The 26,370-nt window shown below is 46.8% G+C and carries 33 protein-coding genes, 2 tRNA genes and 1 pseudogene; 35 read left to right on the top strand and 1 reads right to left on the bottom strand.

The window, feature by feature from the left end; all coding sequences use genetic code 11:
- Positions 1 to 29: 29 nt before the first annotated feature.
- Positions 30 to 416: a VOC family protein gene (locus tag K7I13_RS12585; protein WP_255946196.1), complete on the bottom strand. Its 387-nt coding sequence runs from the start codon at positions 414 to 416 to the stop codon at positions 30 to 32.
- Positions 417 to 629: 213 nt separating this feature from the next.
- Here K7I13_RS12585 and K7I13_RS12590 point away from each other — a divergent pair, with 213 nt between their 5' ends.
- From K7I13_RS12590 to rplF, 35 genes and pseudogenes are all read left to right on the top strand, one after another.
- Positions 630 to 2,090: an AlkA N-terminal domain-containing protein gene (locus K7I13_RS12590; RefSeq protein ID WP_255946198.1), complete on the top strand. Its 1,461-nt coding sequence runs from the start codon at positions 630 to 632 to the stop codon at positions 2,088 to 2,090.
- A gap of 30 nt (positions 2,091 to 2,120) precedes the next feature.
- Positions 2,121 to 2,453 (top strand): methylated-DNA--[protein]-cysteine S-methyltransferase, encoded by a 333-nt coding sequence (locus K7I13_RS15945; RefSeq protein WP_255946200.1) that lies wholly within the window; start codon positions 2,121 to 2,123, stop codon positions 2,451 to 2,453.
- Positions 2,450 to 2,659, top strand: coding sequence for a methylated-DNA--[protein]-cysteine S-methyltransferase (locus K7I13_RS15950; protein ID WP_255946202.1), 210 nt, complete (start codon positions 2,450 to 2,452; stop codon positions 2,657 to 2,659). The genes K7I13_RS15945 and K7I13_RS15950 overlap by 4 nt, the downstream gene beginning before the upstream one ends.
- Positions 2,660 to 2,928: 269 nt before the next feature.
- Positions 2,929 to 3,873 (top strand): helix-turn-helix transcriptional regulator, encoded by a 945-nt coding sequence (locus K7I13_RS12605; RefSeq protein WP_255946204.1) that lies wholly within the window; start codon positions 2,929 to 2,931, stop codon positions 3,871 to 3,873.
- Positions 3,874 to 4,094: 221 nt separating this feature from the next.
- Positions 4,095 to 4,167: transfer RNA gene (locus tag K7I13_RS12610), tRNA-Thr, on the top strand.
- 32 nt (positions 4,168 to 4,199) lie between these two features.
- Entirely contained in the window at positions 4,200 to 4,370 is a 171-nt protein-coding gene (rpmG, locus tag K7I13_RS12615) for a 50S ribosomal protein L33 (protein WP_255946206.1), read from the top strand.
- 100 nt (positions 4,371 to 4,470) lie between these two features.
- Positions 4,471 to 4,543: transfer RNA gene (locus K7I13_RS12620), tRNA-Trp, on the top strand.
- 79 nt (positions 4,544 to 4,622) lie between these two features.
- Positions 4,623 to 4,802 (top strand): preprotein translocase subunit SecE, encoded by a 180-nt coding sequence (gene secE / locus K7I13_RS12625; protein ID WP_255946228.1) that lies wholly within the window; start codon positions 4,623 to 4,625, stop codon positions 4,800 to 4,802.
- Positions 4,803 to 4,811: 9 nt separating this feature from the next.
- The gene (gene nusG, locus K7I13_RS12630; protein WP_255946230.1) at positions 4,812 to 5,369 is read left to right on the top strand and encodes a transcription termination/antitermination protein NusG; all 558 of its coding nucleotides are present in this window, start codon (positions 4,812 to 4,814) and stop codon (positions 5,367 to 5,369) included.
- A gap of 124 nt (positions 5,370 to 5,493) precedes the next feature.
- Complete coding sequence (gene rplK, locus K7I13_RS12635; RefSeq protein ID WP_255946232.1) at positions 5,494 to 5,925, top strand: 50S ribosomal protein L11; 432 nt, start codon at positions 5,494 to 5,496, stop codon at positions 5,923 to 5,925.
- Between the two features lies 1 nt (position 5,926).
- The gene (rplA, locus tag K7I13_RS12640) at positions 5,927 to 6,607 is read left to right on the top strand and encodes a 50S ribosomal protein L1 (protein WP_255946233.1); all 681 of its coding nucleotides are present in this window, start codon (positions 5,927 to 5,929) and stop codon (positions 6,605 to 6,607) included.
- Positions 6,608 to 6,609: 2 nt separating this feature from the next.
- Positions 6,610 to 7,410 (top strand): 50S ribosomal protein L10, encoded by an 801-nt coding sequence (gene rplJ, locus K7I13_RS12645; protein ID WP_255946234.1) that lies wholly within the window; start codon positions 6,610 to 6,612, stop codon positions 7,408 to 7,410.
- Between the two features lie 144 nt (positions 7,411 to 7,554).
- The gene (gene rplL, locus K7I13_RS12650) at positions 7,555 to 7,938 is read left to right on the top strand and encodes a 50S ribosomal protein L7/L12 (RefSeq protein ID WP_255946235.1); all 384 of its coding nucleotides are present in this window, start codon (positions 7,555 to 7,557) and stop codon (positions 7,936 to 7,938) included.
- Positions 7,939 to 8,072: 134 nt separating this feature from the next.
- Complete coding sequence (rpoB, locus tag K7I13_RS12655; protein ID WP_255946237.1) at positions 8,073 to 11,570, top strand: DNA-directed RNA polymerase subunit beta; 3,498 nt, start codon at positions 8,073 to 8,075, stop codon at positions 11,568 to 11,570.
- A 98-nt stretch (positions 11,571 to 11,668) separates the two neighbouring features.
- Positions 11,669 to 15,898 carry a DNA-directed RNA polymerase subunit beta' gene (gene rpoC / locus K7I13_RS12660; protein WP_255946239.1) on the top strand — a complete coding sequence of 1,410 codons (4,230 nt, stop codon included), beginning with the start codon at positions 11,669 to 11,671 and terminating at the stop codon, positions 15,896 to 15,898.
- Positions 15,899 to 16,106: 208 nt separating this feature from the next.
- Positions 16,107 to 16,481 carry a 30S ribosomal protein S12 gene (rpsL, locus tag K7I13_RS12665; RefSeq protein ID WP_255946250.1) on the top strand — a complete coding sequence of 125 codons (375 nt, stop codon included), beginning with the start codon at positions 16,107 to 16,109 and terminating at the stop codon, positions 16,479 to 16,481.
- 11 nt (positions 16,482 to 16,492) lie between these two features.
- Positions 16,493 to 16,963: a 30S ribosomal protein S7 gene (rpsG, locus tag K7I13_RS12670; protein ID WP_255946252.1), complete on the top strand. Its 471-nt coding sequence runs from the start codon at positions 16,493 to 16,495 to the stop codon at positions 16,961 to 16,963.
- 531 nt (positions 16,964 to 17,494) lie between these two features.
- Positions 17,495 to 18,685, top strand: a complete 1,191-nt coding sequence (gene tuf / locus K7I13_RS12675; RefSeq protein ID WP_255946254.1) for an elongation factor Tu — start codon at positions 17,495 to 17,497, stop codon at positions 18,683 to 18,685.
- An 82-nt stretch (positions 18,686 to 18,767) separates the two neighbouring features.
- Positions 18,768 to 19,076 carry a 30S ribosomal protein S10 gene (gene rpsJ / locus K7I13_RS12680; protein ID WP_255949330.1) on the top strand — a complete coding sequence of 103 codons (309 nt, stop codon included), beginning with the start codon at positions 18,768 to 18,770 and terminating at the stop codon, positions 19,074 to 19,076.
- Between the two features lie 92 nt (positions 19,077 to 19,168).
- A complete protein-coding gene (gene rplC, locus K7I13_RS12685) occupies positions 19,169 to 19,795 on the top strand; it encodes a 50S ribosomal protein L3 (RefSeq protein ID WP_255946256.1) in 627 nt (208 codons plus the stop codon).
- Between the two features lie 15 nt (positions 19,796 to 19,810).
- Positions 19,811 to 20,449 carry a 50S ribosomal protein L4 gene (gene rplD, locus K7I13_RS12690; protein WP_255946258.1) on the top strand — a complete coding sequence of 213 codons (639 nt, stop codon included), beginning with the start codon at positions 19,811 to 19,813 and terminating at the stop codon, positions 20,447 to 20,449.
- Positions 20,449 to 20,733 carry a 50S ribosomal protein L23 gene (locus K7I13_RS12695; RefSeq protein WP_255946260.1) on the top strand — a complete coding sequence of 95 codons (285 nt, stop codon included), beginning with the start codon at positions 20,449 to 20,451 and terminating at the stop codon, positions 20,731 to 20,733. The genes rplD and K7I13_RS12695 overlap by 1 nt, the downstream gene beginning before the upstream one ends.
- 34 nt (positions 20,734 to 20,767) lie before the next feature.
- Entirely contained in the window at positions 20,768 to 21,589 is an 822-nt protein-coding gene (gene rplB, locus K7I13_RS12700) for a 50S ribosomal protein L2 (RefSeq protein WP_255946262.1), read from the top strand.
- 11 nt (positions 21,590 to 21,600) lie between these two features.
- Entirely contained in the window at positions 21,601 to 21,879 is a 279-nt protein-coding gene (gene rpsS, locus K7I13_RS12705) for a 30S ribosomal protein S19 (RefSeq protein ID WP_255946264.1), read from the top strand.
- A 13-nt stretch (positions 21,880 to 21,892) separates the two neighbouring features.
- On the top strand, positions 21,893 to 22,249 hold the full coding sequence (rplV, locus tag K7I13_RS12710; RefSeq protein ID WP_255946266.1) for a 50S ribosomal protein L22: 357 nt from the start codon (positions 21,893 to 21,895) through the stop codon (positions 22,247 to 22,249).
- 2 nt (positions 22,250 to 22,251) lie between these two features.
- The gene (gene rpsC, locus K7I13_RS12715; RefSeq protein WP_255946268.1) at positions 22,252 to 23,013 is read left to right on the top strand and encodes a 30S ribosomal protein S3; all 762 of its coding nucleotides are present in this window, start codon (positions 22,252 to 22,254) and stop codon (positions 23,011 to 23,013) included.
- Positions 23,014 to 23,016: 3 nt separating this feature from the next.
- Entirely contained in the window at positions 23,017 to 23,436 is a 420-nt protein-coding gene (rplP, locus tag K7I13_RS12720) for a 50S ribosomal protein L16 (protein WP_255946270.1), read from the top strand.
- Positions 23,437 to 23,448: 12 nt separating this feature from the next.
- The gene (gene rpmC / locus K7I13_RS12725; protein ID WP_255946272.1) at positions 23,449 to 23,655 is read left to right on the top strand and encodes a 50S ribosomal protein L29; all 207 of its coding nucleotides are present in this window, start codon (positions 23,449 to 23,451) and stop codon (positions 23,653 to 23,655) included.
- The gene (rpsQ, locus tag K7I13_RS12730) at positions 23,627 to 23,938 is read left to right on the top strand and encodes a 30S ribosomal protein S17 (protein ID WP_255946274.1); all 312 of its coding nucleotides are present in this window, start codon (positions 23,627 to 23,629) and stop codon (positions 23,936 to 23,938) included. The genes rpmC and rpsQ overlap by 29 nt, the downstream gene beginning before the upstream one ends.
- 16 nt (positions 23,939 to 23,954) lie before the next feature.
- Positions 23,955 to 24,323: a 50S ribosomal protein L14 gene (gene rplN / locus K7I13_RS12735; protein WP_255946276.1), complete on the top strand. Its 369-nt coding sequence runs from the start codon at positions 23,955 to 23,957 to the stop codon at positions 24,321 to 24,323.
- Between the two features lie 12 nt (positions 24,324 to 24,335).
- Positions 24,336 to 24,650: a 50S ribosomal protein L24 gene (gene rplX / locus K7I13_RS12740; RefSeq protein WP_255946278.1), complete on the top strand. Its 315-nt coding sequence runs from the start codon at positions 24,336 to 24,338 to the stop codon at positions 24,648 to 24,650.
- On the top strand, positions 24,650 to 25,201 hold the full coding sequence (rplE, locus tag K7I13_RS12745; RefSeq protein ID WP_255946280.1) for a 50S ribosomal protein L5: 552 nt from the start codon (positions 24,650 to 24,652) through the stop codon (positions 25,199 to 25,201). Before rplX ends, rplE begins: the two co-directional genes overlap by 1 nt.
- An 11-nt stretch (positions 25,202 to 25,212) precedes the next feature.
- The gene (locus K7I13_RS12750) at positions 25,213 to 25,398 is read left to right on the top strand and encodes a type Z 30S ribosomal protein S14 (RefSeq protein WP_255946282.1); all 186 of its coding nucleotides are present in this window, start codon (positions 25,213 to 25,215) and stop codon (positions 25,396 to 25,398) included.
- A 14-nt stretch (positions 25,399 to 25,412) separates the two neighbouring features.
- Positions 25,413 to 25,811, top strand: a complete 399-nt coding sequence (gene rpsH, locus K7I13_RS12755; RefSeq protein WP_255946284.1) for a 30S ribosomal protein S8 — start codon at positions 25,413 to 25,415, stop codon at positions 25,809 to 25,811.
- A 12-nt stretch (positions 25,812 to 25,823) separates the two neighbouring features.
- A pseudogene (gene rplF / locus K7I13_RS12760) lies at positions 25,824 to 26,362 on the top strand (50S ribosomal protein L6).
- The last annotated feature ends 8 nt before the right edge of the window (positions 26,363 to 26,370 follow it).

The following is a 26,370-nucleotide window of genomic DNA, read 5'->3' on the forward strand; positions in this document are numbered from 1 at the left end:
GTCAAATAATCCAGATTATCTGACTATATTTACCTCGCCAATATCTGCCATCCGATTCCGAATTTGTCCTTTACGCACCCGTGCATGGGGCTATATGGTTTTGGGGACAGCTCTATCAGAACGCTTCCGCCTTCGAGTAATGTATTGAACACTTCGGTAACTTTTTCAGGGTCCTGATATGTAACCGAAATAGTTATCATTGTTCCTTCGGTGACCTCCCCCGGAGAGTCTCCGAACCAGAAAGGCTGTCCGTTCAATTCCAGTTCAGCATGTAAAATATAGTTTTTCATGTTTTCCGGAACGCCGGGCATATCGCCGAATTTCTGTACTTTTTTATTCGTTATGGTGAATATTTTTTCATAAAACCCGATAGCTTCTTCACATTGTCCATGATAATTAAGAAAAGGTACTACCATATCCGACTCTCCTTATATTGCGGAAAATATAGTTATTGCATATTTCAGCAGGAAAAAATGCAACAGCCTGACATCAAATATAACCATATTTTCCGGACAAAAGCCGGAACTTTCATCAAAAGAGCTGTTTTACTCTCTGCGGATATATATGTCCGAAAACAGCGAGTTTTTTTGAAAAAATGGTATAATTAGATAAACAGGAGATTCACAGATATGGATAGTGAGAATCAGGTATGGTACGCGGCATTTAAATCAAAAGATAACCGTTTTGACGGACGTATTTTTGTAGGAGTCTCTTCAACGGGAATCTATTGCCGCCCAATATGCCGGGCAAAACTACCCAAGGCTGATAATTGTACTTTTTATACAACCGCTGCTGCGGCGGAACAGGCGGGTTTCCGTCCCTGTCTCCTGTGCCGGCCTGAACTTGCTCCGGGTACTGCGCCGGTGGATGCGGCCGACTCCATCGCCCACCATGCGGCAAGAATGATAGAGGAAGACTGTGAAAGTGAACTAAGTATCGAAGAATTAGCCGACAGGCTTGGTTATACGGACCGTCATTTGCGCAGAGTATTTTCGGAGAAATTCGGCGTCTCTCCGGTTCAGTATCTGCAAACCTGCAGACTCCTCCTTGCTAAAAATTTGCTTACCGATACTGATCTCTTAATAACGGAAGTTGCCATGGCCGCCGGTTTCGGCAGCCTGCGCCGCTTTAATGATCTTTTTAAAAAACAGTACCGTCTTGCTCCTACCGCTCTCAGGCGGCAAACCGGGGCTGAAAAGAAACAGGACTGTAACATATCCGTATCAATGGGGTACCGCCCTCCATACCGGTGGCAGCAAATGCTTGATTTTCTGGCCCTGCGGGCTATTCCCGGTGTGGAAATAGTCCGGGACGGGGAATATATGCGCACTGTGCATCTGATTACCGGAAAACAGCGGCATCTGTATGGCTGGGTGCGGGTCGGCCACCGGCCTGAAAAGAATATTCTGACTGTTACTATGGATTCCAATCTTTTACCCGTACTTCCCCTGGTGCTGGCCCGGATCCGCCACCTGTTTGACTTGTACTGCGAACCTGATGTTGTCTATGAGACCCTCTCGTCAATGAATAATATTCGTCCGGGGCTTTGTGTTCCCGGAACCCGGCTCCCCGGCTGTTTTGATGCCTTCGAAATGGCTGTCCGGGCAGTGCTGGGCCAGCAGATCACCGTAAAAGGCGCCCGGACATTAGCCGCCCGGCTTGCCGGTACTTACGGGACCCCCATCCAAACCGGAATAGAGGGACTGACCCATATTTTTCCGTCTCCGGATGATATTGTTTCACTGGACGGCCCGATAGGGGATCATCTCGGACCTTTAGGCATTACCGGGGTTCGGGCAAACACAATCCTGAAACTTGCCGAGGCCTTATATAAGGAAGATGTGGATTTTGGCCACTGTATCCGGCCTGAAGAGGAAATAAAAAAATTGCTGGCTATTCCGGGTATTGGCGACTGGACAGCCCAGTATATCGCCATGCGCGCAATGGCGTGGCCCGACGCGTTTCCCCACACGGATTATGGGGTAAAAAAAGCATTGGCGCCGCATACACCCGGAGAGATAATAAAGATCGCGGAAGCATGGCGTCCCTGGCGCAGTTATGCAACTGTTAATCTGTGGAATTCTTTGTAGGAAGACGTATACAGTAGTTAAGGAGTTATTATGTTTTATTCAACCCATTATTCATCCCCCATAGGCTTGATTATGCTTGGAAGTGACGGCAAAAGCCTCGCGGGCCTGTGGATCGAAGGACAAAAGTATTTTGGTGATACCGTAACAGAAAAGATGGAAGAAAAAGATGACCTATCCGTATTTTCTTCAGTAAAAAAATGGCTTGACAGATACTTTGCGGGCAAAAATCCGGGTATTGTCGATTTACCTCTGGCGCCCAATGGCGGGGAATTCCGCAGGAATGTGTGGAATATTCTTTGCGATATCCCCTATGGTGAAGTTACTACCTATGGCGATATTGCAAAGAGCATGGCCAAAAAATGAACCGGACAAGTATGTCCAGCCAGGCCGTCGGCGGCGCAGTAGGCCACAATCCCATCTCGATAATTATTCCCTGCCACCGGGTGGTGGGATCGAACGGGAGTTTAACCGGCTATGCCGGCGGATTGGACAAAAAAATCAAACTGCTTGAACTCGAAGGCGTGGATATAGCCCGGTTATATAAACCTTCAAAAGGCACTGCTCTTTGAGCTTTATACTTCTGAAGGACCAATAGATGCACAGAGATAATGCCGGCTGGTTTACCCTTTTGTTACGCCGGAAAAAAGATGTGGTATACTATGCCCTGAGATGGCGGTGAATACTGCCTACCTCCGGAAATAGCCTGAATAATGTCATTTTATATCGAATATGCCGGATATAATAATAAACGCCGTAAAACAATAAAAAGCAAATGAAATCAAATTTGAATGAAAACTATCCGTTATCTTCTATATTAAACAGGCGGGAAGAGGAAATAATGTACGAATGGCACAGGATGGTTCAAATTGTGGTTGATGAGATTGACCGGGGAATACGGAATTCTGATGATGAAAGCCTGACCCTCCAGTCTCTTTCAAAAAAACTCGGATATTCCGGGTTTCATACTACAAGGAGATTCAAGGAACTTTCCGGTATGGTTCTGCGTGATTACATAAGGCTCCGGAAACTTGCGTTCGCCCTCTTTGAGGTAAGGGACACAAATACAAGTTTTCTTGACATTGCGGTAAAATACGGTTTTGCAAGCCATGAAGCGTTTACCCGGGCGTTCAAATCAGCCTACGGAATTACCCCTAAACAATACAGGAAAAACCCCCAGCCGGTGGTCCTGCGTACAAAAATCAATACCTTTGACCGTTATATCTTTGGAATAGGAGAAATCGGTATGGTCAAGTCAACAGAAGAAGTCAAGGTTTATTTTGTCTCAATGCCGGCGCACAGGTTTTTGCACATCAAAAACTATGAAAGCAGCGGCTATTTTGATTTCTGGGAAAAACAGGAAAATATTCCCGGACAGGACTGTCATACAATCTGCGGATTGCTGGACAGTATAAAGGAAAAACTAGATGGGAATGCTAACGATCCCGGAAAATACAGCGGGCAGATAATGGCCCGTATATATGAAGAAAACGGAAAAACACCCGAAGCTTATGGTGTCCGCCTTCCGGCAACCTATAGCGGGCCGGTCCCTGATAATATGCTTCTCATCGATATTCCCGAAACGGAGTATATTGTTTTTGAACATGGTCCGTTCAATTATGATGAAGAAACCGAAACTGTCGGCGAAAAACTCCGGAAAGCAATGGACTCCTTTGATTTTTCAAAAACGGCATACAAGCCGGATACAGAAACCGGAAGGATTTCATATTTTTATTTTGATCCTGAAAGTTTTGAAAAAAGAATACAGCCCGTAATTAAAAAATAAAAAAACCGGGGACATGTACCGGCTGTATGCGTCCCCGGACGGTATTCCACGCGGATCCCTGCCTTTTGATCCCGGATACGGCATCAGGTAAAGGAGCCCTGCTCTCTGTTTTGGACACAGGTTATTATATCTTATATGCTGAATTTTCTCTTTCCCCTTGACAAATCTGTGATCCTTTGTTAATTTGGATAGACGTCTTCGGGTCTCTGGGCTGAAGTTTTGCTCCTGTAGCTCAGTTGGCAGAGCGCAACCATGGTAAGGTTGAGGTCAACAGTTCGATTCTGTTCGGGAGCTTTCAGGCATCTATTTACATTAGGAGAAATATTATGGCAAAAAAGACCGCCGTTGAATTAATTGCCTTACAGTGCAGCGAATGCAAGCGAAAGAATTATACAACCAGTAAAAACCGCAAAAACATGCAGGGAAAACTCGAGTTGAACAAATATTGTCCTTTTGACCGCAAACATACCCTGCACAAGGAAACAAAGATAAAGTAAATTCCCCGGATTTTGGCGGGAAAACAGTATTTTGGAGTTTTGTTTGTACAAAACTCCAGGAGAAGCCTTATTCCTTTCACGGAGAGAAATAAGGTTTCTCAGGTCAGTAGCTCCAATGGTAGAGCGTCGGTCTCCAAAACCGAATGTTGAGGGTTCGAGTCCTTCCTGGCCTGTATCAGGCAAAGGCCGGAATTTTCCGCTTTTGTGCAGAAACGGATTGTTTCTGTAATCAATCAATATATGGAGACTGGCATGTCGAAAATAGTCCAGTTTTGTAAGGAATGTGTTGCCGAGCTTCGTAAGGTTGTCTGGCCGACACGGGATGATGTTTTTTCTTCCGTAAAAGTAGTCCTGATCTCTACGGTTGTCGTGGCTATTTTACTGGGCTTCATAGACTATGTTCTTGTAGCCGCATTAAACCGCATTTTTTAGGCAAATTTGATGGCAAAAGGCTGGTATATACTTCATACCTATTCAGGTTATGAAAACAAAATAGAAAAAACAATACGTTCTCTTATTGAAAACGGTGAAATATCGGCAGATGTTGTCACGGATATAAAGATTCCCGTTGAGGAAGTTGTTGAAATCAAGGACGGGAAAAAGAGAAATATAACAAAGAAATTCCTTCCCGGTTATATTCTGATTGAAATGGACTTGCCTGATATAGGCTGGAAGTCCACCTGTTCAGCGATACGCAAAATAAACGGTGTTACCGGCTTTGTCGGAACGCCAAGCAATGCCCGGCCCCAGCCGATAAGTCCTGATGAAGCAAAGGCTATTCTGCAGAAAGCAGGGGAAATCAAGGGTGAAAAGGCCCCAAGGGTCAAACAGACCTTTGCTGTTGGCGAGCAGGTTAAAATCATCGACGGTCCCTTTGATTCATTTACGGGAACAATTGAAGAAGTAAATCTTGAACGGAACAAACTCCGCGTCATGGTTGGAATTTTCGGCCGCGCGACCCCGGTCGAAGTTGATCTTTTACAGGTAGAAAAAATTTAATACTGGAATCGGAAGAATTCCCGTAAACGGGACATTCTTTTGAAATATGGGAGGAGTGTAAACCGGATATCCGGTTTCCGGACGTTGTCCGGGGGACTCCGTTATCACCACACAGGAGAATTTTATGGCAAAGAAAAAAGTCACTGCCCTGATAAAATTGCAGTGTCCTGCGGGAAAGGCTACGCCTGCTCCGCCTGTCGGACCTGCTCTTGGACCACATGGAGTTAGTGCGCCCCAGTTTGTGCAGCAGTTTAACGACCGCACAAAAAACATGGAGCCGGGTCTTATCATACCGGTTGTAATCAGTGTCTATTCCGATAAGAGTTTTTCATTCATTCTGAAAACTCCTCCGGCCGCTGTTCTTATCAAAAAAGCGTGTAATCTTCAGAAAGGTTCGGCGAATTCCGTAACCCAGAAGGTAGCGGTCCTCTCAAAGGCAAAGCTTGAGGAAATCGCAAAAACAAAAATGCCTGACATTACTGCAAACGACATAGAAGCGGCAAAAAAAATCGTTGCCGGTACTGCGCGCAGTATGGGCGTAGAGGTGGAGCGGTAATATGAAACACGGAAAAAAATATCGCGAGTCACTGAAAAAATATGATTCCGCACAGATTTATGAACTCATGAAGGCTATTGATCTTGTAAAAGAGATCAAATATGCAAAATTTGACGAAACCGTTGAAGTTCATGTCAATCTGAAGCTTTCAAAAAGTCAGTCTGTCAGGGATACTGTTGTGCTTCCCCACCAGTTCCGCGGGGAAAAGAAAGTTCTGGTTTTCTGTAAAGAAGACAGGGTAAAGGAAGCCCTCGACGCGGGCGCCGCCTACGCGGGCGCTGACGAGTATATTGAAAAGGTAAAAGGCGGCTGGGTTGATTTTGATATTGCTGTCGCAACCCCGGACATGATGAAGGATGTCGGCCGGCTTGGTATGGTGCTCGGACGGAAAGGACTTATGCCTAACCCGAAAACAGGTACCGTAACCAATGACATTGCCTTTGCAATAAATGAACTTAAGAAGGGCCGTGTGGAATTCCGCGCGGATAAAACCGGCGTTATACATCTTGCGGTCGGAAAGGCTTCGATGGATTCCGAAAAAATCGTTGAAAACATCAACACTTTTTTATCGGAAATGATGCGCAAAAAACCGACAGATGCAAAAGCCGACTTTGTCCAGTCCGTGTCCGTCAGTTCGACAATGGGACCCGGCGTCTGGGTTTCATATAAGGCGGGAGAATAATTATGGCGATAAAAGCAAAAAAAGTGCAGCCTGTAAAAACCGCTGCAATTTCCGAAATAAAGGGTCAGCTTGACGCTGTTTCCGATTATATTTTTACCGAATACCGCGGACTGACTGTCGAGCAGATAACGAATCTGCGGGGACAGCTCCGTGAAAAAGGGTGTTCATACCGGGTCGTGAAGAATAATTATGCCCGGATCGCATTCAAGGACCTTGAAAAAAGCGATGTAAGCAATTACCTCGTAGGTCCTACGGCTATTGCCCTTACTAGTGAAGAAGCAAATGCCGTGGCGAAAATCCTTTTTGATTTTTCCAAGGAAGCTCCCGCTCTTATTATCAAGGGCGCGCTTATTGACGGGGAAGTCTATGACGCGGCGAAGATCGAGGCTTTCTCGAAGCTGCCCGGCAAGAAAGATCTTATTGCCATGCTTATGTCGGCAATGAACGCCACTACTTCGAAACTGGCAAGGACTCTTCAGGCAGTTGCTGACCAGAAAGCCGCAGGCGGAACGGAAAAGGCTTCTGCGCCTGTTTCTGAACCTGCCCCTGCAAAAGAGGCCGCAGCAAAAGAAGAGCCTGTCAAGGCTGAACCTGCTCCGGCAAAGGAAGAAGCCTCTCCCGAAACAGCGAAAGAAGAGCCTGTCAAGGCTGAAGCCGCTCCTGCAAACGAAGAGCCGGCCCCTGCCGAGACTGCAGCCGCTGAACCGGCGGAAACTTCTGCTCCCGAGGCCGCCGCGCCGGAAGCTCCGGCAGATGCCGAAGCGCCTGCTGAGGCTCCCGCATCTGAGGAAGAAGAAAAGTAGGATTTGTATCTGTACGTATCATGGCTCAGGCTTCTTCAGCTGTCGTCCTGGCCATGTTTTTACGGGTGTATGCCCGATCCCGGCCAAATGGCCGCAAAAAAGTTCGTATGAACTGAAAAATACCTGATTTAAGGAGAAGATAATATGGCAGCTTTAACAAATGAACAGATTCTTGACGCGATTGCAGGAATGACCGTTCTTGAAGTATCCGAGCTTATTAAGGCAATGGAAGAAAAATTCGGCGTAACCGCAGCGGCTCCCGTAGCCGTTGTTGCCGGCGGAGCAGCTCCCGGAGCTGCTGCAGCTGAAGAGCAGACAGAATTTACCGTTTCGCTCGAAAGCATTGATGCATCCAAGAAAATCGCTGTAATTAAGGAAGTCCGGACAGTGACCGGCCTTGGCCTTAAGGAAGCGAAAGACCTTGTCGAAGGCGCCCCGAAAGTCCTCAAGGAAGGAGTTTCCAAGGAAGAAGCCGACAAGATCAAGGAAACCATCACTGCGGCAGGCGGTGTAGTTAAGATTGCGTAAGCATGCAGTATCCGGCTGCTGTAGCGGCAGCCGGACTATTTTGAAAAATGTTATAATTTTCTCGCGGGGTTCCTGATTTCAGGAATATTTTTGTAGTTTTAGACTATGTTTTTATTGTTTTAGGGGGTGTGAGGATGTTCGCAAGAAACGAGGCGATCAACCGTCAGTATATCGGCAAAAATATCCGTAATTTTATGGAATTGCCTGACCTCATTGATATTCAGCTTTCATCATATGAGAAATTTCTCCAGCGCGACAAGACACACATTGCAGATTCTTCTGAAGAAATCGGCCTTGAAGATGTTTTCCGCTCAACCTTTCCGATTGAAAGCCCGAATGGAGACATGCTCCTTGAGTATGAGTTTTATGAACTTGATGAAGGAAATATAAAATTTTCCGAATTTGAATGCAAGCAAAAGGGTTTGACCTACTCGGTCCCTCTGAAGGCCCGGATTAACCTGATTTTCCAGCAAACCGGTGAAATCAGGCAGAAAGATATATACATGGGCGATATTCCGCTCATGACAGACCGGGGTACATTTATCATTAACGGAGCGGAACGCGTTGTTGTATCGCAGATTCACCGTTCACCGGGTGTTATTTTCTCACATGAAAAGGGAATTTATTCCAGCAGAATTATTCCGTACCGCGGAAGCTGGCTGGAATTTGAAATAGATCAGAAAAAAGAGCTGATTTACGCAAAGATAGACCGAAAAAAAAGAATTCTTGGAACGCTTTTTCTGCGGGCTCTCGGATTTGAAACCAGGGAAGAGATAATCCGCTGTTTTTACCAGATAAAAACCCTGAAAGTTCTGGAAGACAGAAGCAATCACGATGAACTGGTCGGAAAAATCTTTGCTTCCGCCGTATATGTAACGGATGAAAGCGGCGAAAAGAAAAAACTGTACCGGGCAGGAGAAAAACTCCACCCGCATAATATTGATGAACTGATTCTCAATAAAATTGCCGAAGTCGATGTAATTGACTTCGAGGCGGAAGGTTCCCTGAATTCTCCCATGATCATCAACTGTTTTGACCGGGAAGAAATCCGCTTCTCGAACAAGGACAGCGATAATGATGAGCCCACACGGGAAGATTCCCTGATCGCCGTTTATTCCGTTCTCATGCCGGGTGAGCCTATTACTATTGAGGCTGCGGAAAAGGACCTCAATTCAATGTTCTTTTCCTCAAGGCGGTATGATCTGGGACGGGTCGGCCGGTATAAACTGAACAAGAAATTTGATTATGAGCAGCCGGTCTCTGAGTTCACCCTGGTTAAGGAAGATATTATTTCCACCATGAAATATCTCATAAAGGTGTATGTCGGCGATGAATCAATTGATGATATTGATCATCTTGGTAACCGCCGCGTCCGCTCGGTCGGCGAACTTATGACCAATACCCTTAAAACGGCTTTTTCCCGCATGGAACGTATAGCGAAAGAACGGATGAGCCTGAAAGAAACTGAAACGATAAAACCGCAGGATCTTATTTCGATAAAACCGATAGTCGCTGCAATCAAGGAGTTTTTCGGTTCAAGCCAGCTTTCACAGTTTATGGACCAGGTTAATCCGCTCGCGGAGCTGACCCACAAACGACGCCTGAACGCCCTCGGTCCCGGCGGTTTGAGCAGAGACCGGGCTTCATTTGAAGTGCGTGACGTTCATTATACCCATTACGGACGAATGTGTCCTATTGAAACTCCTGAAGGGCCGAACATCGGTCTGATCGTTTCGCTTGCGAATTATACCAGGGTTAATGATTACGGTTTTCTTGAAACGCCTTATGTGAAAATCGCCAATGGAAAAGCGACAAATACGGTCGAATATCTTTCCGCAATGGATGAGGACAAGTATTATATTGCCCAGGCTTCGACAGCTGTCGGAAGCGATGGAAAAATTAAGACGGACCAGATATCCTGCCGGCGCCACGGTGATTACATAACCCGTTCGCCCCAGGAAGTCCAGTATATGGATGTTTCCCCGAAACAGATTATTTCGGTTTCGGCGTCCCTTATTCCTTTCCTTGAGCATGATGACGCAAACCGCGCGCTTATGGGTTCCAATATGCAGCGCCAGGCTGTTCCTCTTGTTTTCCCCGAACCTCCCCGGGTCGGCACCGGTATGGAAGGAAAGTGCGCATACGATTCAGGCGTTTTTATCAAGGCCAGAAGAAGCGGGACCATTGAATTTGTTTCAGCGGAAAAAATTATTATCATTCCCACTGAAGACCAGAAAGCCCGCGATGAATATCATCTGCTTAAATACCAGCGGACAAACCAGGATACCTGTTATCACCAGCGTCCTACGGTAATCCCCGGTCAGAAAATTGAAAAGGGCCAGCCCCTCGCCGATGGTCCTGCGACCTGGCACGGTGAACTCGCGCTTGGAAGGAATATTCTTGTCGGTTTTGTCCCGTGGAACGGCTACAATTATGAAGACGCGATTCTTATATCCCAGCGGGTCGTTAAGGATGATATGTTTACTTCCATCCATATAAAAGAGTTTTTCACTGAAGTCCGGGAAACAAAACTCGGTCCTGAAAAACTGACCAGGGATATTCCGAATACCAGCGAAAAAAGCCTTGATAACCTTGACGGTGAAGGCATTATACGCATCGGCGCGAAGGTCAGGTCAGGTGATATACTTGTCGGAAAAGTAACCCCGAAAAGTGAAACGGAAACGACTCCTGAATTCAAACTGCTTAATTCCATTTTCGGTGAAAAAGCGCGCGAAGTCCGCGACTCTTCTCTCCGTGTTCCGCATGGCGTTGAAGGGACAATTATTGATGTCCAGCGGCTGAAACGTTCTGAAGGTGATGACCTGAACCCCGGCGTTGACGAGGTTGTAAAGGTTCTGATCGCGACTAAACGCAAGCTCCGCGAAGGTGATAAAATGGCCGGACGCCATGGGAATAAGGGTATAGTTGCCCGTATCCTTCCGGAAGAAGACATGCCGTACATGGAAGACGGGACTCCCCTCGATATCTGTCTGAATCCGCTGGGTGTTCCCTCGCGTATGAATATCGGGCAGATAATGGAATCCGAACTTGGTCTTGCCGGACAATATCTGAATGAATGGTATGAATCTCCTGTTTTCCAGTCGCCTTCAAACGAGCAGATTGAGGAAAAACTGAAGGAAGCCGGGTTCCCTGCAAATTCGAAGGTTATTCTCCGGGACGGACGTACCGGCGTTCCTTTTGATAATCCGGTATTCGTCGGTATTATTTACTTTATGAAACTGCATCATCTTGTTGACGATAAAATGCACGCCCGTTCAACAGGGCCTTATTCGCTGGTTACCCAGCAGCCTCTCGGCGGTAAAGCCCAGTTCGGCGGTCAGCGTCTCGGTGAAATGGAAGTCTGGGCGCTCGAAGCCTATGGCGCTGCAAATACGCTGCAGGAGCTTTTGACAATCAAATCTGATGACATGAACGGACGTTCAAAGATTTATGAATCGATTGTAAAGGGAGAACCTTCGACTGCTGCCGGTGTGCCGGAATCCTTTAACGTTCTTGTGCAGGAACTCCGGGGCTTGGCCCTCGACTTCACCATTTATGATGCGAAGGGCAAACAGATACCGCTGACCGAGCGGGACGAGGAACTGATCGCAAAGGCCGGTTCAAATTTTTAACTGAATAATAACGCAGCTGTATGTCCGTCGGACGGCATACAGCGTATGTTTAAAGACTGGTTTGAAAGACATTTTCAAGCTTTTTATAAGGAACCGAAATGAGAGATATCCAGGATTTTGACAGTCTGATGATAAAACTTGCTTCTCCGGAAACCATCCGCGCATGGTCATACGGCGAGGTAAAGAAACCTGAAACCATTAATTATCGTACTCTCCGCCCTGAAAAGGACGGCCTTTTTTGTGAACGGATTTTCGGTACCACAAAGGAGTGGGAATGCTATTGCGGTAAATTCAAATCAATCCGTTACAAGGGTGTTATATGCGACCGCTGCGGTGTTGAAGTTACTCATTTTAAGGTCCGCCGCGAACGCATGGGCCATATTGAATTAGCAGCTCCTGTTTCCCATATTTGGTATTACCGGTCAGTGCCGAGCCGCATGGGCCTTTTGCTTGATCTCCAGGTCGCTGCGCTCCGCTCAATCCTTTATTATGAAAAACACATTGTTATTGAACCGGGCGACACTGACTTAAAGAAAAACCAGCTTTTAACTGAAGAAGAATATCACGAAGCCCAGGAGCGTTACGGCGCTTCCTTTACCGCAGGTATGGGCGCTGAAGCTATAAAAACCCTTCTCGAAAATCTGAACCTTGATGAGCTGGCTGCGGAACTCCGCGCCAAAATGATTGAAAAGGGCGCAAAAAGCGATAAGCGGCTTCTCAAGCGGATTGAGATTGTGGAAAATTTCCGTTCATCAACCAATAAACCGGCATGGATGATTCTGGATGTTATTCCCGTTATTCCCCCTGAACTCCGACCAATGGTTCAGCTCGACGGCGGACGGTTCGCAACATCCGATCTGAACGATCTGTACCGGCGGGTTATTAACCGCAATAACCGCCTGAAACGGCTTATGAGCCTGAACGCTCCTGATATTATTATCCGCAATGAAAAAAGGATGCTCCAGGAAGCTGTTGACGCGCTGTTTGACAATTCAAAACGGAAACGTGTTATAAAGGGCGCTTCAAACCGCCCCCTGAAATCCATCTCCGATATGCTCAAGGGAAAGCAGGGCCGGTTCCGCCAGAATCTTCTCGGCAAGCGCGTCGATTATTCAGGCCGTTCCGTTATTGTCGTCGGTCCCGAGCTGAAACTCTGGCAGTGCGGACTCCCGACAAAAATGGCCATGGAGCTTTTCAAACCTTTTATAATGAAGAAACTCGTAGACAAGGATGTTGTCTATAACATAAAGAAAGCGAAGCTGCTTGTTGAACAGGAATCCCCGGAAGTCTTTGCAATCCTCGATGAGGTTGTCCGCGAGCATCCTGTTATGCTGAACCGCGCGCCGACCCTTCACCGGCTTGGTATCCAGGCTTTTGAACCTGTCCTTGTTGAAGGAAAGGCTATCCGTCTGCATCCGCTCGTATGTAAGGCTTTCAACGCCGACTTCGACGGCGACCAGATGGCTGTTCATGTGCCGCTGACGCAGGCCGCGCAGATGGAATGCTGGACGCTCATGCTTTCGAGCAGAAACCTTCTTGACCCCGCGAACGGCAAAACAATCGTATATCCTTCACAGGACATGGTCCTTGGGCTGTATTATCTGACCCAGGTTAGGCCAAACGGAAAGGGAACCGGTCACCGGTTTACTAATGTTGACGAAGTTATGATGGCCGCTGAGTCCGGTTCTGTCGCCTGGCAGTCCCTTATCAAGGTTCATTATCGCGGCGAACTGCTCGAAACAACGCCCGGCCGGCTGGCTTTTAATGAAGAAATGCCGGAAGGAGTTGAATTCATCAATGTAACCCTTGATGACAAGCAGATCCGGAAACTGATTGAAAACATTCATAAGGAAAAAGGTCCTTGGCTCACGGTCCAGATGCTTGATAAGCTCAAGGCCATCGGCTACAAGTACGCAACTTTCTTCGGTGCAACCCTGAGTATGGATGATATTCTTGTTCCGCCTGAAAAATCGGAAATGATCGAAAAGGCGAATAAAGAAGTAGAAGCTATACAGAAACAGTATCAGCAGGGGCATATAACCCAGGACGAGCGGTACAACCGTGTTGTCGAAGTCTGGTCCAAAACAAATGAAGACCTCACCGCCATCATGATGAAAACACTTGAGGCGGACAAAGACGGATTCAATACCATTTATATGATGGCTACTTCGGGTGCCCGCGGAAGCCGCAACCAGATCAGACAGCTCGCCGGTATGCGCGGTCTTATGGCAAAACCGAACGGTGATATTATCGAATTGCCTATCCGCTCAAACTTCAAAGAAGGTCTTACCGTTATTGAATTTTTTGTTTCAACAAACGGCGCGCGCAAGGGTCTTGCCGATACTGCTCTGAAAACAGCGGAAGCCGGATATCTTACCCGCCGCCTTATTGACATTGCGCAGGATGTAGTGGTCAACGAGGATGACTGCGGTACCATAAATGGTATTGAATATTCAGCCGTCAAAGAAGGCGATGAAATCATCGAATCGCTGCGGGACCGCGTAGCGGGCCGCTATACCCTTGAACGGGTTATGCACCCCATTACCCATGATGTAATCATAGATGTAAATGAATTCATTACTGACGAAATCGCGGAAGAAATAGAAGCCGCCGGGGTCGAATCGGTAAAGCTCCGGACTGTTCTTACCTGTGAATCCGAGCATGGCGTCTGCGTAAAATGTTATGGCCGCAATCTGGCCCATAATAAAATCGTGGAAATCGGAGAAGCCGTAGGAATTATTGCTGCCCAGTCAATTGGTCAGCCGGGAACCCAGCTTACCATGCGTACCTTCCACGTCGGAGGAACGGCGACAAAGATAAGTGAAGAAAACAGAATCCTTCTGAAATACCCTGTCGTTGTAAAGGAAATCTCCGGAACACATGTTGTACTCGGAAATGGAAATAAACTCTTTACCCGCAAGGGATGGGCTATTGTAAACAAGGTTGTCCGTGAATATGACCTCGCCGATAAAGACAAACTTCTGGTCGAAGACGGTCAGCGGATTCTGAAGGGCGATCCTTTGTTCGTTCATGCCGGAGAAGAGGTCAAGTCTTCCGATATAGCCTACGTTGTCGTACAGGGTAAAAAGATATATCTGGTCAGTCAGGACCAGAAAATCGAAATCAGAAACGGTTCCGAGGTTGTGGTAAAAGAACGCGATTATGTAGCGTCCCAGCAGACGATAGCAACTTTTGACCCCTTCTCGGAGCCGATTGTCTCGGAATATGACGGATATGTTCACTATGAAGATATTATCCCGGGATCTACCCTGAATGAAGAGTTGGATGAAGAAACCGGAAAGATAGAAAAACGGATAAGCGAATTCCAGCTCGATACCAAACAGCCGAGGGTCCTGATCACTGACGAGTCCGGAAATACCATAGGTTCGTATTATCTTCCGGGAGGAGCATATCTGCTGGTTGAAGACGGCGCCGTCGTGAAGGCCGGTACTACCATTGCGAAAATGCTCAAAGAGTCGGCAAAGACAAAGGATATAACCGGAGGTCTTCCCAGGGTTTCCGAACTTTTCGAGGCCCGGAAGCCGAAAGTCCCCGCCGTTCTGGCGCAGATTACCGGAACCGTATCGTTCAAGGGTATTCTGAAAGGCAAAAGGGTTCTTATTGTAAAGGATCAGTATGGAAAGGAATTCAAACACCTCGTCCCTATGAGCAAGCGGCTTCTTGTACGCGATGGCGATACCGTTGAGGCCGGCGAACAGCTCTGTGACGGTTCGCTGAACCCCCATGACATTCTTGCGATTTCCGGTGAAAATGCGCTCCAGAATTATCTTATGGATGAAATACAGCAGGTATATCGCCTTCAGGGTGTATCAATCAGTGACAAACACATTGGTGTTATTGTCCGCCAGATGCTCCGCAAAGTGGAAATTGTAGCTGTCGGCGATACCCGTTTCATATTCGGGCAGCAGGTTGATAAATATAAATTCCATGAGGAAAATGACCACGTAATAAGTGAAGGAGGTCAGCCGGCGATTGCGCGGCCGATGTTCCAGGGAATTACAAAGGCTTCACTGAATGTCGATTCCTTTATTTCCGCTTCCTCATTCCAGGAAACCACGAGAGTTCTGACCAATGCCGCCATTTCAGGCGCAACGGACCATCTCCGCGGCCTCAAGGAAAATGTTATTATCGGACATCTTATTCCTGCGGGTACCGGCATACGGCAGTACCGGAATGTTAAACTGTTTGACAAGGATAACGCCGACCTTGACGTCCAGATGAGTGAAATTCTTGAAAGACGCAAGCTTGAAAAGGAATCGGAAGTAGTCGAAGATGACGCCGATTTTGAAATGGACGAAAATGATTAAAACGGAGGCCGGATCCTGCGGCTGAAACCGCAGGGATTCGGCAAAAGTTTCCGGAGACTGTTGACACAAAACGGGGCAAAATTATATAGTTATAGTCTGCACGTTTTTTCGGAATGTACAACGTCAGTTTTTTCAAAACCGTATCGGTTTTAAAAGTTATTGGTTAATCCCGGCAGTGCTGGCCGGTATAAAATAGGAGAAAAGGCAAATGCCTACAATAAATCAGCTTATCAAGCAGGGCCGTAAGACGATCGAAAACCGTACAAAAAGCCCTGCGCTTCAGTCCTGCCCTCAACGGCGCGGTGTCTGTACCCGTGTTATGACCGTTACGCCGAAAAAACCGAATTCGGCGCTCCGGAAAGTTGCCCGTGTTCGCCTGAGTAATGGTATAGAAGTGACGGCATATATTCCCGGTATCGGACATAACCTGCAGGAACACTCCGTGGTTTTAATCCGCGGCGGTCGTGTTAAGGACCTTCCTGGTGTCCGCTATCATATTATCCGCGGGACCAAGGATACTCTTGGTGTGGCAGACCGGAAACGCAGCCGGTCAAAATACGGCGCTAAACGGCCGAAAGCGTAAGGATTTGAAAAATGGGTAGAAAAAACAAAGCAATCGACCGTCCGGTTCTTCCAGACAGCAAATATAACAGCGCAGTGGTTTCAAAATTTGTAGCCCGTATGATGATCGATGGAAAAAAAGCCACCGGCATCCGTATTATTTATGATGCGATGGACAAAATAAAGGAAAAGACGGACAAGGAACCTCTGGAAGTTTTTCTGAAGGCCCTGAATAATGTAAAGCCGATGATAGAAGTTAAGTCCCGCCGGGTCGGCGGCGCAACCTATCAGGTCCCGATTGAAATCCGCGAATCCCGCCGGGAAGCTCTTGGCATGCGGTGGATAATCAAGGCGGCCCGCGCGCGCAGCGGTCATGAAATGTCTGAACGTCTTGCGGCCGAATTGATCGACGCTTACAACAGTACTGGAACGGCTTTTAAGAAAAAAGAAGATACCCATAAAATGGCGGACGCCAACAAGGCCTTTGCCCATTACAGGTGGTAATTCCGGCGGAAAACCGTTTCGCCGCACAGCTTGACACGTCTTTAAAAAACGTGTATAAACAAGACGATATTGAAATACCGGCGGTTAATCGGTATTTCGGTGTTCTTTGAGAGTCCATGTGTAACCGTAAAACCGTCAGATTCTGTCTGACCGGAAGGATTACGCGGCTTTTGGCGCTGTTTTTCAGAAAACGTTGGTTTTTGATAAACAAAAAGGCCCTGAAAGTGTGACCGAAGCTGTCATTCCGGCAGCTGCGTTTCTCAGGATACCAAACCAGTCATCAGATGAAGTGTTTGATGATGATCAGGTGGTTCCCGGTCAACTATCCGATACCCTATGGATAGTCTTCGTATGTAAAATACATTGCCGCTCAGCGGTGTTGTGACCCAATCTGATTTATCACAATCTCTTATTTTTGATAACTGCTTGAACTATGCCCGCGTATGCAGGCAGGACTTGCATAAGTACTGCTATTTACTTATAATGCGAGAATTATTTTGATTACTTGCCTATATCTTTCAGGAGGATCAAATGGCAAAGGAAAAGTTCGAAAGGACAAAACCCCACATGAATGTTGGTACCATTGGTCACGTTGACCATGGTAAGACCACTCTTTCCGCAGCAATCACTATGCATTGTGCAAAAAAATTCGGTGATAAGGCGCTCAATTATGATGAAATTGACAATGCTCCGGAAGAAAAAGAACGCGGTATCACTATTAATACCCGTCACCTCGAATATCAGTCAGACAAGCGGCATTATGCCCATATTGACTGCCCCGGTCACGCAGACTATATCAAGAACATGATTACCGGTGCGGCACAGATGGACGGAGCGATTCTCGTTGTTTCTGCACCTGATTCCGTTATGCCCCAGACACGCGAGCACATTATTCTTGCGCGTCAGGTAGGTGTTCCTTCTATTATTGTATTCCTTAACAAGACTGATCTGGTAGATGACCCGGAACTTATTGAACTTGTTGAAGAAGAAGTAAAGGATGTTCTTACAACAAACGGCTTCCCCGGAGATGAAACCCCGATTATCAAGGGTTCCGCTTTCAAAGCCATGGCTGAAGGGGCAAGCGCGGAAGAAATAAAATGTATCGACGATCTGCTTGAAGCCATGGACGGCTATTTCAAGGATCCGGAACGTGCTGCTGACAAGCCCTTCCTTATGCCGATCGAAGATATCTTTACCATCTCGGGCCGCGGTACCGTAGTTACCGGCCGTATCGAGCGCGGTATTATCAACCTGAACGAGGAAATTGAAATCGTAGGTATCCGCCCGACCAAGAAGACTGTTGTAACCGGTATTGAAATGTTCAACAAGCTGCTCGATCAGGGTATCGCCGGTGACAACGTCGGCCTGCTGCTCCGCGGTGTTGACAAGAAGGAAGTTGAACGCGGCCAGGTTCTTGCAAAACCGGGTTCAATTACCCCTCATACAAAATTTGAAGGACAGATTTATGTTCTTTCAAAAGAAGAAGGCGGACGTCACAGCCCGTTCTTCTCCGGCTATCGCCCGCAGTTTTACTTCCGGACAACAGATATTACCGGAACAATCAATCTGCCCGATGGCGTTGACATGGTTAAGCCTGGTGACAATACCAAAATAATCGGTGAACTTATTCACCCGATTGCTATGGAAAAAGGACTTAAGTTTGCTATCCGTGAGGGCGGCCGTACCGTTGCTTCCGGACAGGTAACTGAGGTTATTGAATAGAAGTTGAGCAGGAGACAGCGTCGGAATGCCGATATGTGGAGCCGTTTTATGCGGCTCCGCATTGTCTCTGCCTGGAGGAAAAATGGCTAAGGAAAAAATTCGCGTTAAACTTCGCGGATTCGATATTGAGCTGATAGACCAGAGTTCAAAGGCAATTGTTCAGACTGTTCAGAAGGCGGGGGCCAAGGTTTTAGGCCCGATACCTCTTCCGACTCGGATCAACAAGGTGACGGTTCTCCGTTCTCCTCATGTTAACAAGAAGTCGCGCGAGCAGTTTGAAATGCGTACTCATAAGCGTCTTATTGACATTATCGAGCCAACGGCTGAAGTAATGGATTCTTTGATGAAACTTGAACTTCCCGCCGGTGTGGATGTTGAAATTAAACAGTAATTTTATTTGACAGACGGTCCTCCGGATCAGGGGATATCGTGTCATGGGAAAGCGTGTTTTCAGTACATGGTTTCCCGGGGAGTTAGACAGAAATGGTAGGTCTTATAGCAAGAAAAGTCGGCATGACGCAAGTCTTTGACGAAGGCGGGAATCTGATTCCGGTAACCGTGATTCACGTTGAGCCGAATACGGTTGTGTCGCTGAAAAAAGAAGAAAGCTTCGGATATAACGCAGTGGTCCTGGGTCTTGATGATCTGAAAGAAGACCATGTTGCGAAACCTTATGCCGGCCAGTTTCCGGAAAAGATGGTTCCGAAACGGCACCTTAAAGAATTTCGTGATTTCGAACAGGAAGTAGCCGTGGGCGACCAGGTAGGCGTGGAGATTTTCGAATCCACCAGGTTCCTTGATGTAGTTGCTACATCAAAGGGTAAGGGTTTCCAGGGTGTTATGAAGCGTTGGGGTTTCCATGGCGGACGAGCTTCCCATGGTTCAAAATTTCACCGCGAACCCGGATCAACCGGACAGTGTACAACCCCGGGGCAGTCGCTGAAGAACACAAAAATGCCCGGCCGTATGGGCCGTGACCGTGTGACAGTGCAGAATCTCAGAATTCAAAAAATTGATCCTGAGTTAAAAGTTGTGATGGTGCGCGGGGCAGTTCCCGGCAAAAAGAACTGTACGCTGATCATCAGGTCCGCAGTCAAAAAAGAGATGTAACGGCAGGAGAAGACAATGGAAAAGAAAGTCTATTCGGTCGATGGCAAGGAACTGAGGACAATTAATCTCGATGATCAGGTGTTTGGTCTTCCGGTTAATGAGGATGTAATCTATTACGCCATCAACAATGAATTAGCAAATATGCGGGTTGGAACTGCATGTACGAAAGACCGTTCTGAAGTGCATGGTTCCAATGCCAAGCCATACAAACAGAAGGGAACGGGACGTGCCCGCCGAGGTGACAAAAAGTCGCCGATTACTGTGGGCGGAGGAACGATGTTCGGACCGAAACCCCGTGATTACAGTTATGCAATGCCAAAAAAGGCAAAACGACTTGCGATGAAGTCGATTCTCAGCCTGAAGGCCCAGACCGACCGGCTTACTGTAATTGAAGATTTTACGGTTGAAAGCGGCAGGACAAAGGACCTTGTGAAAATCCTGAACAATTTTGCGAAGGATGAACGCACTGTTCTTATTCTTAAGGATGACGATGCCAAAATCAAGCAGGCGGGAAGGAATATTCCGTCATTGCACTTCCTTTCTTTCAACAGACTCCGCGCCCATGACCTTTTTTATGGACGCCGGGTGATAATTCTTGAAACAGCGGCAAAGAATCTTGCCGGTTTTTATAATTCAGAAGAGGGGGCCGAGTAATGACAGCTGAAAGTATTCTCATTGCACCGATCCTGACTGAAAAAACAAATGAACTGCGTTCGCAGGGAAAGTATGTTTTCAAAGTACATCCCTCCGCAAACAAAATTCAGATAAAGAATGCCGTACACGCTCTTTTCAATGTAAAGGTTATCAATTGTACGGTTATTAATGTATACGGGAAAGTTAAAAGGACGAGAAACCGTCCCGGTCTGACTTCCAGCTGGAAAAAAGCAATCGTAAAGCTTGCTCCCGGCGAGACAATTAAGGTTTTCGAAGGCGTATAGCGCCTTCGGTCCGCGTTAAGGTAAGGGGAACAAAATGGCTCTTAAAGTATATAAACCTATTACTCCGGGAACGCGAGGACGTATTGACCTGCGGAAGGATGAGATAACCGCTGACAAGCCAGAAAAGAATCTGACAAGCGGTAAGAAATCTCATGGCGGACGCGGTTCAGACGGCCGTATTTCTGTCCGGCATCAGGGTGGCGGTCATAAACAAAGGTACCGCGAAATTGATTTCAGACGGAATAAATACGGGATCCCCGGAACAGTAAAAACTATTGAATATGATCCGAACCGAAGTGCCAATATTGCGCTTGTTTTCTATGCAGATGGAGACAAACGATATATTCTCGCTCCGAAGGGTTTGGTTGTAGGCCAGAAAATAATGAGCGGTGAAAATGCGCCGCCTACGGTAGCTAATGCGCTTCCGCTCGAGATTATTCCGGTAGGCTTTACCGTGCATAATATTGAGCTGACCATCGGAAAGGGCGGGCAGATGGCCCGTTCGGCAGGGACGAAGGCTCTTGTTGCAGCAAAAGACGGTGATTATGTGACACTTAAGCTGCCTTCCGGTGAAATGCGCATGGTCCATAAAAAATGCTATGCCACCATTGGCGAAGTCGGTAACGGTGATCATATGAACACCAGCCTGGGAAAGGCCGGCCGGTCACGCTGGAGAGGTATCAGACCTTCAGTCCGTGGTATGGCTATGAACCCTGTTGATCATCCGCTTGGTGGTGGTGAGGGCGCCGGTAAGGGGCGTAATCCTGTTACCCCCTGGGGACAGCCGTGCCGCGGCTACAAGACCCGTAAAAAACGGAAAGTCTCCAGTAACTTTATTGTTTCGAGACGTAAGTAGGGAGAATAACCGTGTCAAGATCTGTTAAAAAGGGTCCTTTTATTGAAAAGAGCCTTTACAAGAAAGTAATCGAGATGAATAAGTCGAGTGACCGGAGGATGATAAAGTCATATTCCCGTTGTTCAACTATTATTCCTGAAATGGTAGGTAATACCATCTCTGTTTATAATGGCAAAAGCTGGGTTCCGGTTTATATAACTGAAAATCTTGTTGGTCATAAGCTTGGCGAATTCGCTCCGACCCGGATATTCCGCGGTCACGCTGGTTCGGACAAAAAAACAGGTAAATAAATAGGTGGATGCAATGGCTGAAAAAAACGGATATATAGCCACTTCGAAATTTCTGATAGCGTCGCCGACGAAGGTCCGTCCTGTGGCAGATGTTATACGCCGGAAGGCTTATGCAGAGGCAATGTCCATACTGGATAATATGCCCCATAAGGGCGCCAAGCTGATTAAGAAAACCGTAAAATCAGCGGCTTCCAACGCGCTGAGTCAGAATAAGAAACTTGATGAAGATATGCTTTTCGTTAAAGAAATTCGCATAGATGAAGGCCCCCGTCTCAAAAGACTGTGGTGCCGCGGACGCGGTCGTGCTGATATGCTTCTGAAAAGAATGTGTCACATTACCGTAATAATTGACGAAAAGGCGGGGGAATAAAAGTGGGACAGAAAGTTAATCCTATTGGTTTACGTCTGGGAATTAATAAGACATGGTCATCACGCTGGTATGCAGATCCTCGCGAATATGCGAACCTGCTTCATGAAGATCTGAGAATCCGCAAGATGGTTCAGGATTTACCTGAATGCAAAAACGCAGATATTGCGGAAATCGAGATTATCCGGCACCCGCAGAGAATAACTATTGTTATTCATACGGCTAGGCCAGGTGTGATTATCGGTGTAAAAGGTGCCAATATCGAACAGATCGGCGCCATGATTCAAAAACAGCTTTCAAAGAAAGTCCAGATTAAGATTAAGGAAATCAAGCGGTCCGAAACCAATGCTTCCCTGGTTGCACAGAATGTTGCCCGCCAGCTTGCAAACCGCGGTTCTTTCAGAAAGGCCCTGAAACAGGCTTCCGCGGCGGCAATGAAAGCAGGCGCGCAGGGAATCAAAATCCGGGTTTCAGGCCGTCTCGGAGGAGCTGAAATGTCCCGTACCGAAGAGCATAAGGAGGGCCGTGTTCCTCTGCATACGCTTCGTGCTGATATTGATTATGGATTTACGGAAGCTCATACTACATATGGAAAAATCGGTGTAAAGGTATGGGTTTATAATGGAATGATGTACAGTCATGAGCAAAAAGAGGATGCCGGTGCACTTCTCAGAAAACAGCGACGTGACCGGGGTGATCGCAGCGAATATGCTGATCAGAACGATCGTCCCGAACGCACTCAGCGTGCACCCACCGGAAGGAGTTAAGCTATGGCTCTTAGCCCTAAAAGAATTAAACACCGGAAGGTTCAGCGTGGAAGAATCAAGGGTAATGCGACCAGAGGAAATGAAATTGATTTTGGCCAGTATGCGCTTGTTTCACTTGAACCCTTCTGGCTTACTAACCGGCAGCTTGAAGCCGCCCGTGTTGCCCTTAACCGTAAGGTAAAGCGAGGCGGGAAAATCTGGATACGGGTATTTCCTGACAAACCCTATTCAAAGAAGCCCGCTGAAACCCGCATGGGTAAGGGAAAGGGCGCTCCTGAATACTGGGTAGCGGTTGTAAAACCCGGAACGATTTTGTTTGAACTGGCCGGAATTGAACGGACCCTCGCCGAACAGGCTATGATACTGGCCGGAAGCAAATTGCCGTTCAAAACAAAATTTGCGGAAAAACGAGAAGATTTTTAAGGGAGGTATAAGATGAAAAAGAAAGAACTCAGGAATATGTCTTACGCCGAACTTGTATCAAAGCGGGCTGAACTTACCAAAAAATATATGGATGTTCGTTTCCAGTTGGTAATTGGTCATGTTGAAAATCCGCTTCAGAAGCGTACGCTGCGCCGCCAGATAGCGGCTCTCAATACGTATATCCGGCAGCATGAAATTGCCGGACAGGCAAACAAGTAGGAGCAGGCCCGTGGAAGATCAGGCAGTTGTGAAAAAAACCGGGAACCGCGAGTTTGTTGGTATTGTGACCAGTGACAAAATGGATAAAACCATTGTTGTCAAAGTCAGTACCAAGAAACTTCACAGATTGTACAAAAAATATGTTTCACGCAGTAAAAAGTACAAGGCACATGATGAAAAAAATGATGCCCATATCGGTGACACGGTTCGTATTGTTGAATCTCGGCCCATCAGTAAGGAAAAATGCTGGAGGCTTGTAGAAATCGTAAGTCGGGCAAGGTAAATCGGAGAGTATCGTTATGGTTCAAATGCAGTCAAGACTGAATGTTGCAGATAATTCCGGTGCCAAACTCGTCGAGTGTATTAAGGTAATCGGCGGATCACACCGCAGATATGCCGGAATTGGAGATATTATTGTTGTAGCTGTCAAGGATGCGCTCCCGACATCTACGATAAAAAAGGGTTCCGTGGAAAGAGCCGTTATTGTGCGGGTTTCCAAGGAATATCGCCGTCCTGACGGGACTTATATCCGCTTTGATGATAACGCCTGCGTTATTATCGATGCGAACAAGAACCCGAAGGGAAAACGTATTTTTGGCCCTGTTGCCCGTGAGCTCCGCGATATGGATTATATGAAAATCGTATCACTTGCTCCGGAAGTTCTGTAAGGAGATTGGGTAATGAACAAGAAATTCAAAATCCGGAAGGACGATACAGTAGAAATTATTGCTGGCAAAGACAAGGGCAAACGCGGAGCGATTGTCCGTATTCTCCGGGATAAGGACAGAGTTATCGTTGCCGGTGCAAATATTGTCAAGAAGACAAAGAAAAAAAGAAGTCAGCAGGACAGGGGCGGCATAATTGAAATTGAAGCACCGATCCATCTTTCAAATGTAATGATTGTCTGCAAAAAATGCGGACCAACCAGAATTGGATATAAAATTGACGGCGACAAGAAAACACGCGTCTGCCGGAAATGTGGGGAAACACTGTAATGAGTAATTACGTACCTCGGCTTAAGAAAGTCTATCAAGAAAAAATCGCGCCTGAAATGTTCAAAGAGTGCGGTTATAAGTCTGTAATGCAGACCCCAAAAGTCAGCAAAATTGTGCTGAGTATGGGAATTGGCGAGGCTCTCGCAAACAAGAAACTCCTTGATGCCGCAGTGACAGATCTCGGTTTAATTACCGGACAGAAAGCTGTAAAAACAAAGGCAAGAAAGAGTATTGCGAATTTCAAACTTCGTCAGGGTAATGAGGTAGGCGTTGTGGTTACGCTCCGCGGTTCAAGAATGTATGAATTTCTTGACCGGTTTGTAAACGTTGCGCTGCCGCGCGTCAAGGATTTCCGTGGCATTAATCCGAATGGATTTGACGGACACGGAAATTATTCGATGGGTATCACTGAGCAGATAATTTTCCCGGAAATTGATTTTGACAAAATAGAAAGAATCGCCGGATTGAATATCAATGTGATCACAACTGCCAAAACTGATCAGGAAGCGAAGCTTCTTTTGACCAAGTTTGGTATGCCCTTTAGAAAGTAAGTGAGGAATTCATGGCTACAACAGCGATGATTAACAAGGCGAAAGCCACACCGAAGTATTCCACCAGGAAATACAACAGGTGCAGAATTTGCGGGCGGCCGAGAGGATATCTCCGGAAATATCAGATGTGTCGTATATGTTTCCGGAAATTAGCCAGTGAAGGTCTGATTCCAGGCGTTACAAAGTCCAGCTGGTAGGAGGGAGAAAATACATGAGCGTTTCAGATCCCGTAGCAGATATGCTGACCAAGGTCCGGAATGCGGCAATGGCCCGCCATGAAAAAGTGGACATTTCCGCCTCCAAACTCAAGCTAGAAATCATCAAGATTATGAAGACTGAAGGTTATATCAAAAACTTCAAGAAAATTAATCAGGATGGTCTTAACTGTATCAGGGTTTTCTTAAAATATGATGATAAAAATTCTTCGGTAATTCACGGGATTGAAAAGGTTTCAACTCCGGGCCGGAGGGTATATGCCGGATATAAGGAACTTCCCCGTGTTTTTAACGGATACGGAACCCTTATTGTTTCAACTTCTCTGGGTGTCACCACAGGCAGAAAAGCCCGGGAAAAACAGGTCGGCGGCGAGCTGATCTGCAAGATCTGGTAACAGGAGTTAAATATGTCAAGAATCGGTAAACTCCCTGTTGCTATTCCCTCTTCGGTAAAAGTTACTGTCGGTGCGGATTCTTTTTCGGTTGAAGGACCCAAGGGAAAACTCACACAGAACTATGACCCTATAGTTGAAATAAAAGTTGACGGCGCTCAGGCTATTGTCACCCGTAAGGATGATACAAAAAAAGCCCGTTCCTGCCATGGTTTATACCGCAACCTGTTAAATAACATGGTTGTCGGTGTAAGCGAGGGTTTCACAAAAACCTTGTTATAAATGGTGTCGGATACCGTGCCGAGGTCCAGGACAGAATGCTTATTCTCAGTCTTGGCTATTCAACTGATTTTATTGCGGCGATCCCCGAAGGACTTACCGTTACCGCCGATAACCAGGGGAAGGTAAGTATTACCGGCGTCCGCAAAGACCAGGTAGGGGAATTTGCAGCCCAGATTCGAAAACTTCGTAAGCCTGAACCTTATAAGGGGAAGGGTATACGTTATGAAACTGAAGTTATCAAGCGGAAAGTCGGTAAGTCCGGCGTTAAATAAGGATGATG

It is taken from the genome of Brucepastera parasyntrophica, from assembly GCF_022376835.1.
GTDB lineage: Bacteria > Spirochaetota > Spirochaetia > Treponematales > Treponemataceae > Brucepastera > Brucepastera parasyntrophica.

What these genes read in the sequence shown, in the direction of transcription:
- K7I13_RS12585 (WP_255946196.1), bottom strand. Translation starts at nt 416, where the DNA reads ATGGTAGTACCTTTTCTTAATTATCATGGACAATGTGAAGAAGCTATC.
- K7I13_RS12590 (WP_255946198.1), top strand. Translation starts at nt 630, where the DNA reads ATGGATAGTGAGAATCAGGTATGGTACGCGGCATTTAAATCAAAAGAT.
- K7I13_RS15945 (WP_255946200.1), top strand. Translation starts at nt 2,121, where the DNA reads ATGTTTTATTCAACCCATTATTCATCCCCCATAGGCTTGATTATGCTT.
- K7I13_RS15950 (WP_255946202.1), top strand. Translation starts at nt 2,450, where the DNA reads ATGAACCGGACAAGTATGTCCAGCCAGGCCGTCGGCGGCGCAGTAGGC.
- K7I13_RS12605 (WP_255946204.1), top strand. Translation starts at nt 2,929, where the DNA reads ATGTACGAATGGCACAGGATGGTTCAAATTGTGGTTGATGAGATTGAC.
- rpmG (WP_255946206.1), top strand. Translation starts at nt 4,200, where the DNA reads ATGGCAAAAAAGACCGCCGTTGAATTAATTGCCTTACAGTGCAGCGAA.
- secE (WP_255946228.1), top strand. Translation starts at nt 4,623, where the DNA reads ATGTCGAAAATAGTCCAGTTTTGTAAGGAATGTGTTGCCGAGCTTCGT.
- nusG (WP_255946230.1), top strand. Translation starts at nt 4,812, where the DNA reads ATGGCAAAAGGCTGGTATATACTTCATACCTATTCAGGTTATGAAAAC.
- rplK (WP_255946232.1), top strand. Translation starts at nt 5,494, where the DNA reads ATGGCAAAGAAAAAAGTCACTGCCCTGATAAAATTGCAGTGTCCTGCG.
- rplA (WP_255946233.1), top strand. Translation starts at nt 5,927, where the DNA reads ATGAAACACGGAAAAAAATATCGCGAGTCACTGAAAAAATATGATTCC.
- rplJ (WP_255946234.1), top strand. Translation starts at nt 6,610, where the DNA reads ATGGCGATAAAAGCAAAAAAAGTGCAGCCTGTAAAAACCGCTGCAATT.
- rplL (WP_255946235.1), top strand. Translation starts at nt 7,555, where the DNA reads ATGGCAGCTTTAACAAATGAACAGATTCTTGACGCGATTGCAGGAATG.
- rpoB (WP_255946237.1), top strand. Translation starts at nt 8,073, where the DNA reads ATGTTCGCAAGAAACGAGGCGATCAACCGTCAGTATATCGGCAAAAAT.
- rpoC (WP_255946239.1), top strand. Translation starts at nt 11,669, where the DNA reads ATGAGAGATATCCAGGATTTTGACAGTCTGATGATAAAACTTGCTTCT.
- rpsL (WP_255946250.1), top strand. Translation starts at nt 16,107, where the DNA reads ATGCCTACAATAAATCAGCTTATCAAGCAGGGCCGTAAGACGATCGAA.
- rpsG (WP_255946252.1), top strand. Translation starts at nt 16,493, where the DNA reads ATGGGTAGAAAAAACAAAGCAATCGACCGTCCGGTTCTTCCAGACAGC.
- tuf (WP_255946254.1), top strand. Translation starts at nt 17,495, where the DNA reads ATGGCAAAGGAAAAGTTCGAAAGGACAAAACCCCACATGAATGTTGGT.
- rpsJ (WP_255949330.1), top strand. Translation starts at nt 18,768, where the DNA reads ATGGCTAAGGAAAAAATTCGCGTTAAACTTCGCGGATTCGATATTGAG.
- rplC (WP_255946256.1), top strand. Translation starts at nt 19,169, where the DNA reads ATGGTAGGTCTTATAGCAAGAAAAGTCGGCATGACGCAAGTCTTTGAC.
- rplD (WP_255946258.1), top strand. Translation starts at nt 19,811, where the DNA reads ATGGAAAAGAAAGTCTATTCGGTCGATGGCAAGGAACTGAGGACAATT.
- K7I13_RS12695 (WP_255946260.1), top strand. Translation starts at nt 20,449, where the DNA reads ATGACAGCTGAAAGTATTCTCATTGCACCGATCCTGACTGAAAAAACA.
- rplB (WP_255946262.1), top strand. Translation starts at nt 20,768, where the DNA reads ATGGCTCTTAAAGTATATAAACCTATTACTCCGGGAACGCGAGGACGT.
- rplV (WP_255946266.1), top strand. Translation starts at nt 21,893, where the DNA reads ATGGCTGAAAAAAACGGATATATAGCCACTTCGAAATTTCTGATAGCG.
- rplP (WP_255946270.1), top strand. Translation starts at nt 23,017, where the DNA reads ATGGCTCTTAGCCCTAAAAGAATTAAACACCGGAAGGTTCAGCGTGGA.
- rpmC (WP_255946272.1), top strand. Translation starts at nt 23,449, where the DNA reads ATGAAAAAGAAAGAACTCAGGAATATGTCTTACGCCGAACTTGTATCA.
- rpsQ (WP_255946274.1), top strand. Translation starts at nt 23,627, where the DNA reads ATGAAATTGCCGGACAGGCAAACAAGTAGGAGCAGGCCCGTGGAAGAT.
- rplN (WP_255946276.1), top strand. Translation starts at nt 23,955, where the DNA reads ATGGTTCAAATGCAGTCAAGACTGAATGTTGCAGATAATTCCGGTGCC.
- rplX (WP_255946278.1), top strand. Translation starts at nt 24,336, where the DNA reads ATGAACAAGAAATTCAAAATCCGGAAGGACGATACAGTAGAAATTATT.
- rplE (WP_255946280.1), top strand. Translation starts at nt 24,650, where the DNA reads ATGAGTAATTACGTACCTCGGCTTAAGAAAGTCTATCAAGAAAAAATC.
- K7I13_RS12750 (WP_255946282.1), top strand. Translation starts at nt 25,213, where the DNA reads ATGGCTACAACAGCGATGATTAACAAGGCGAAAGCCACACCGAAGTAT.
- rpsH (WP_255946284.1), top strand. Translation starts at nt 25,413, where the DNA reads ATGAGCGTTTCAGATCCCGTAGCAGATATGCTGACCAAGGTCCGGAAT.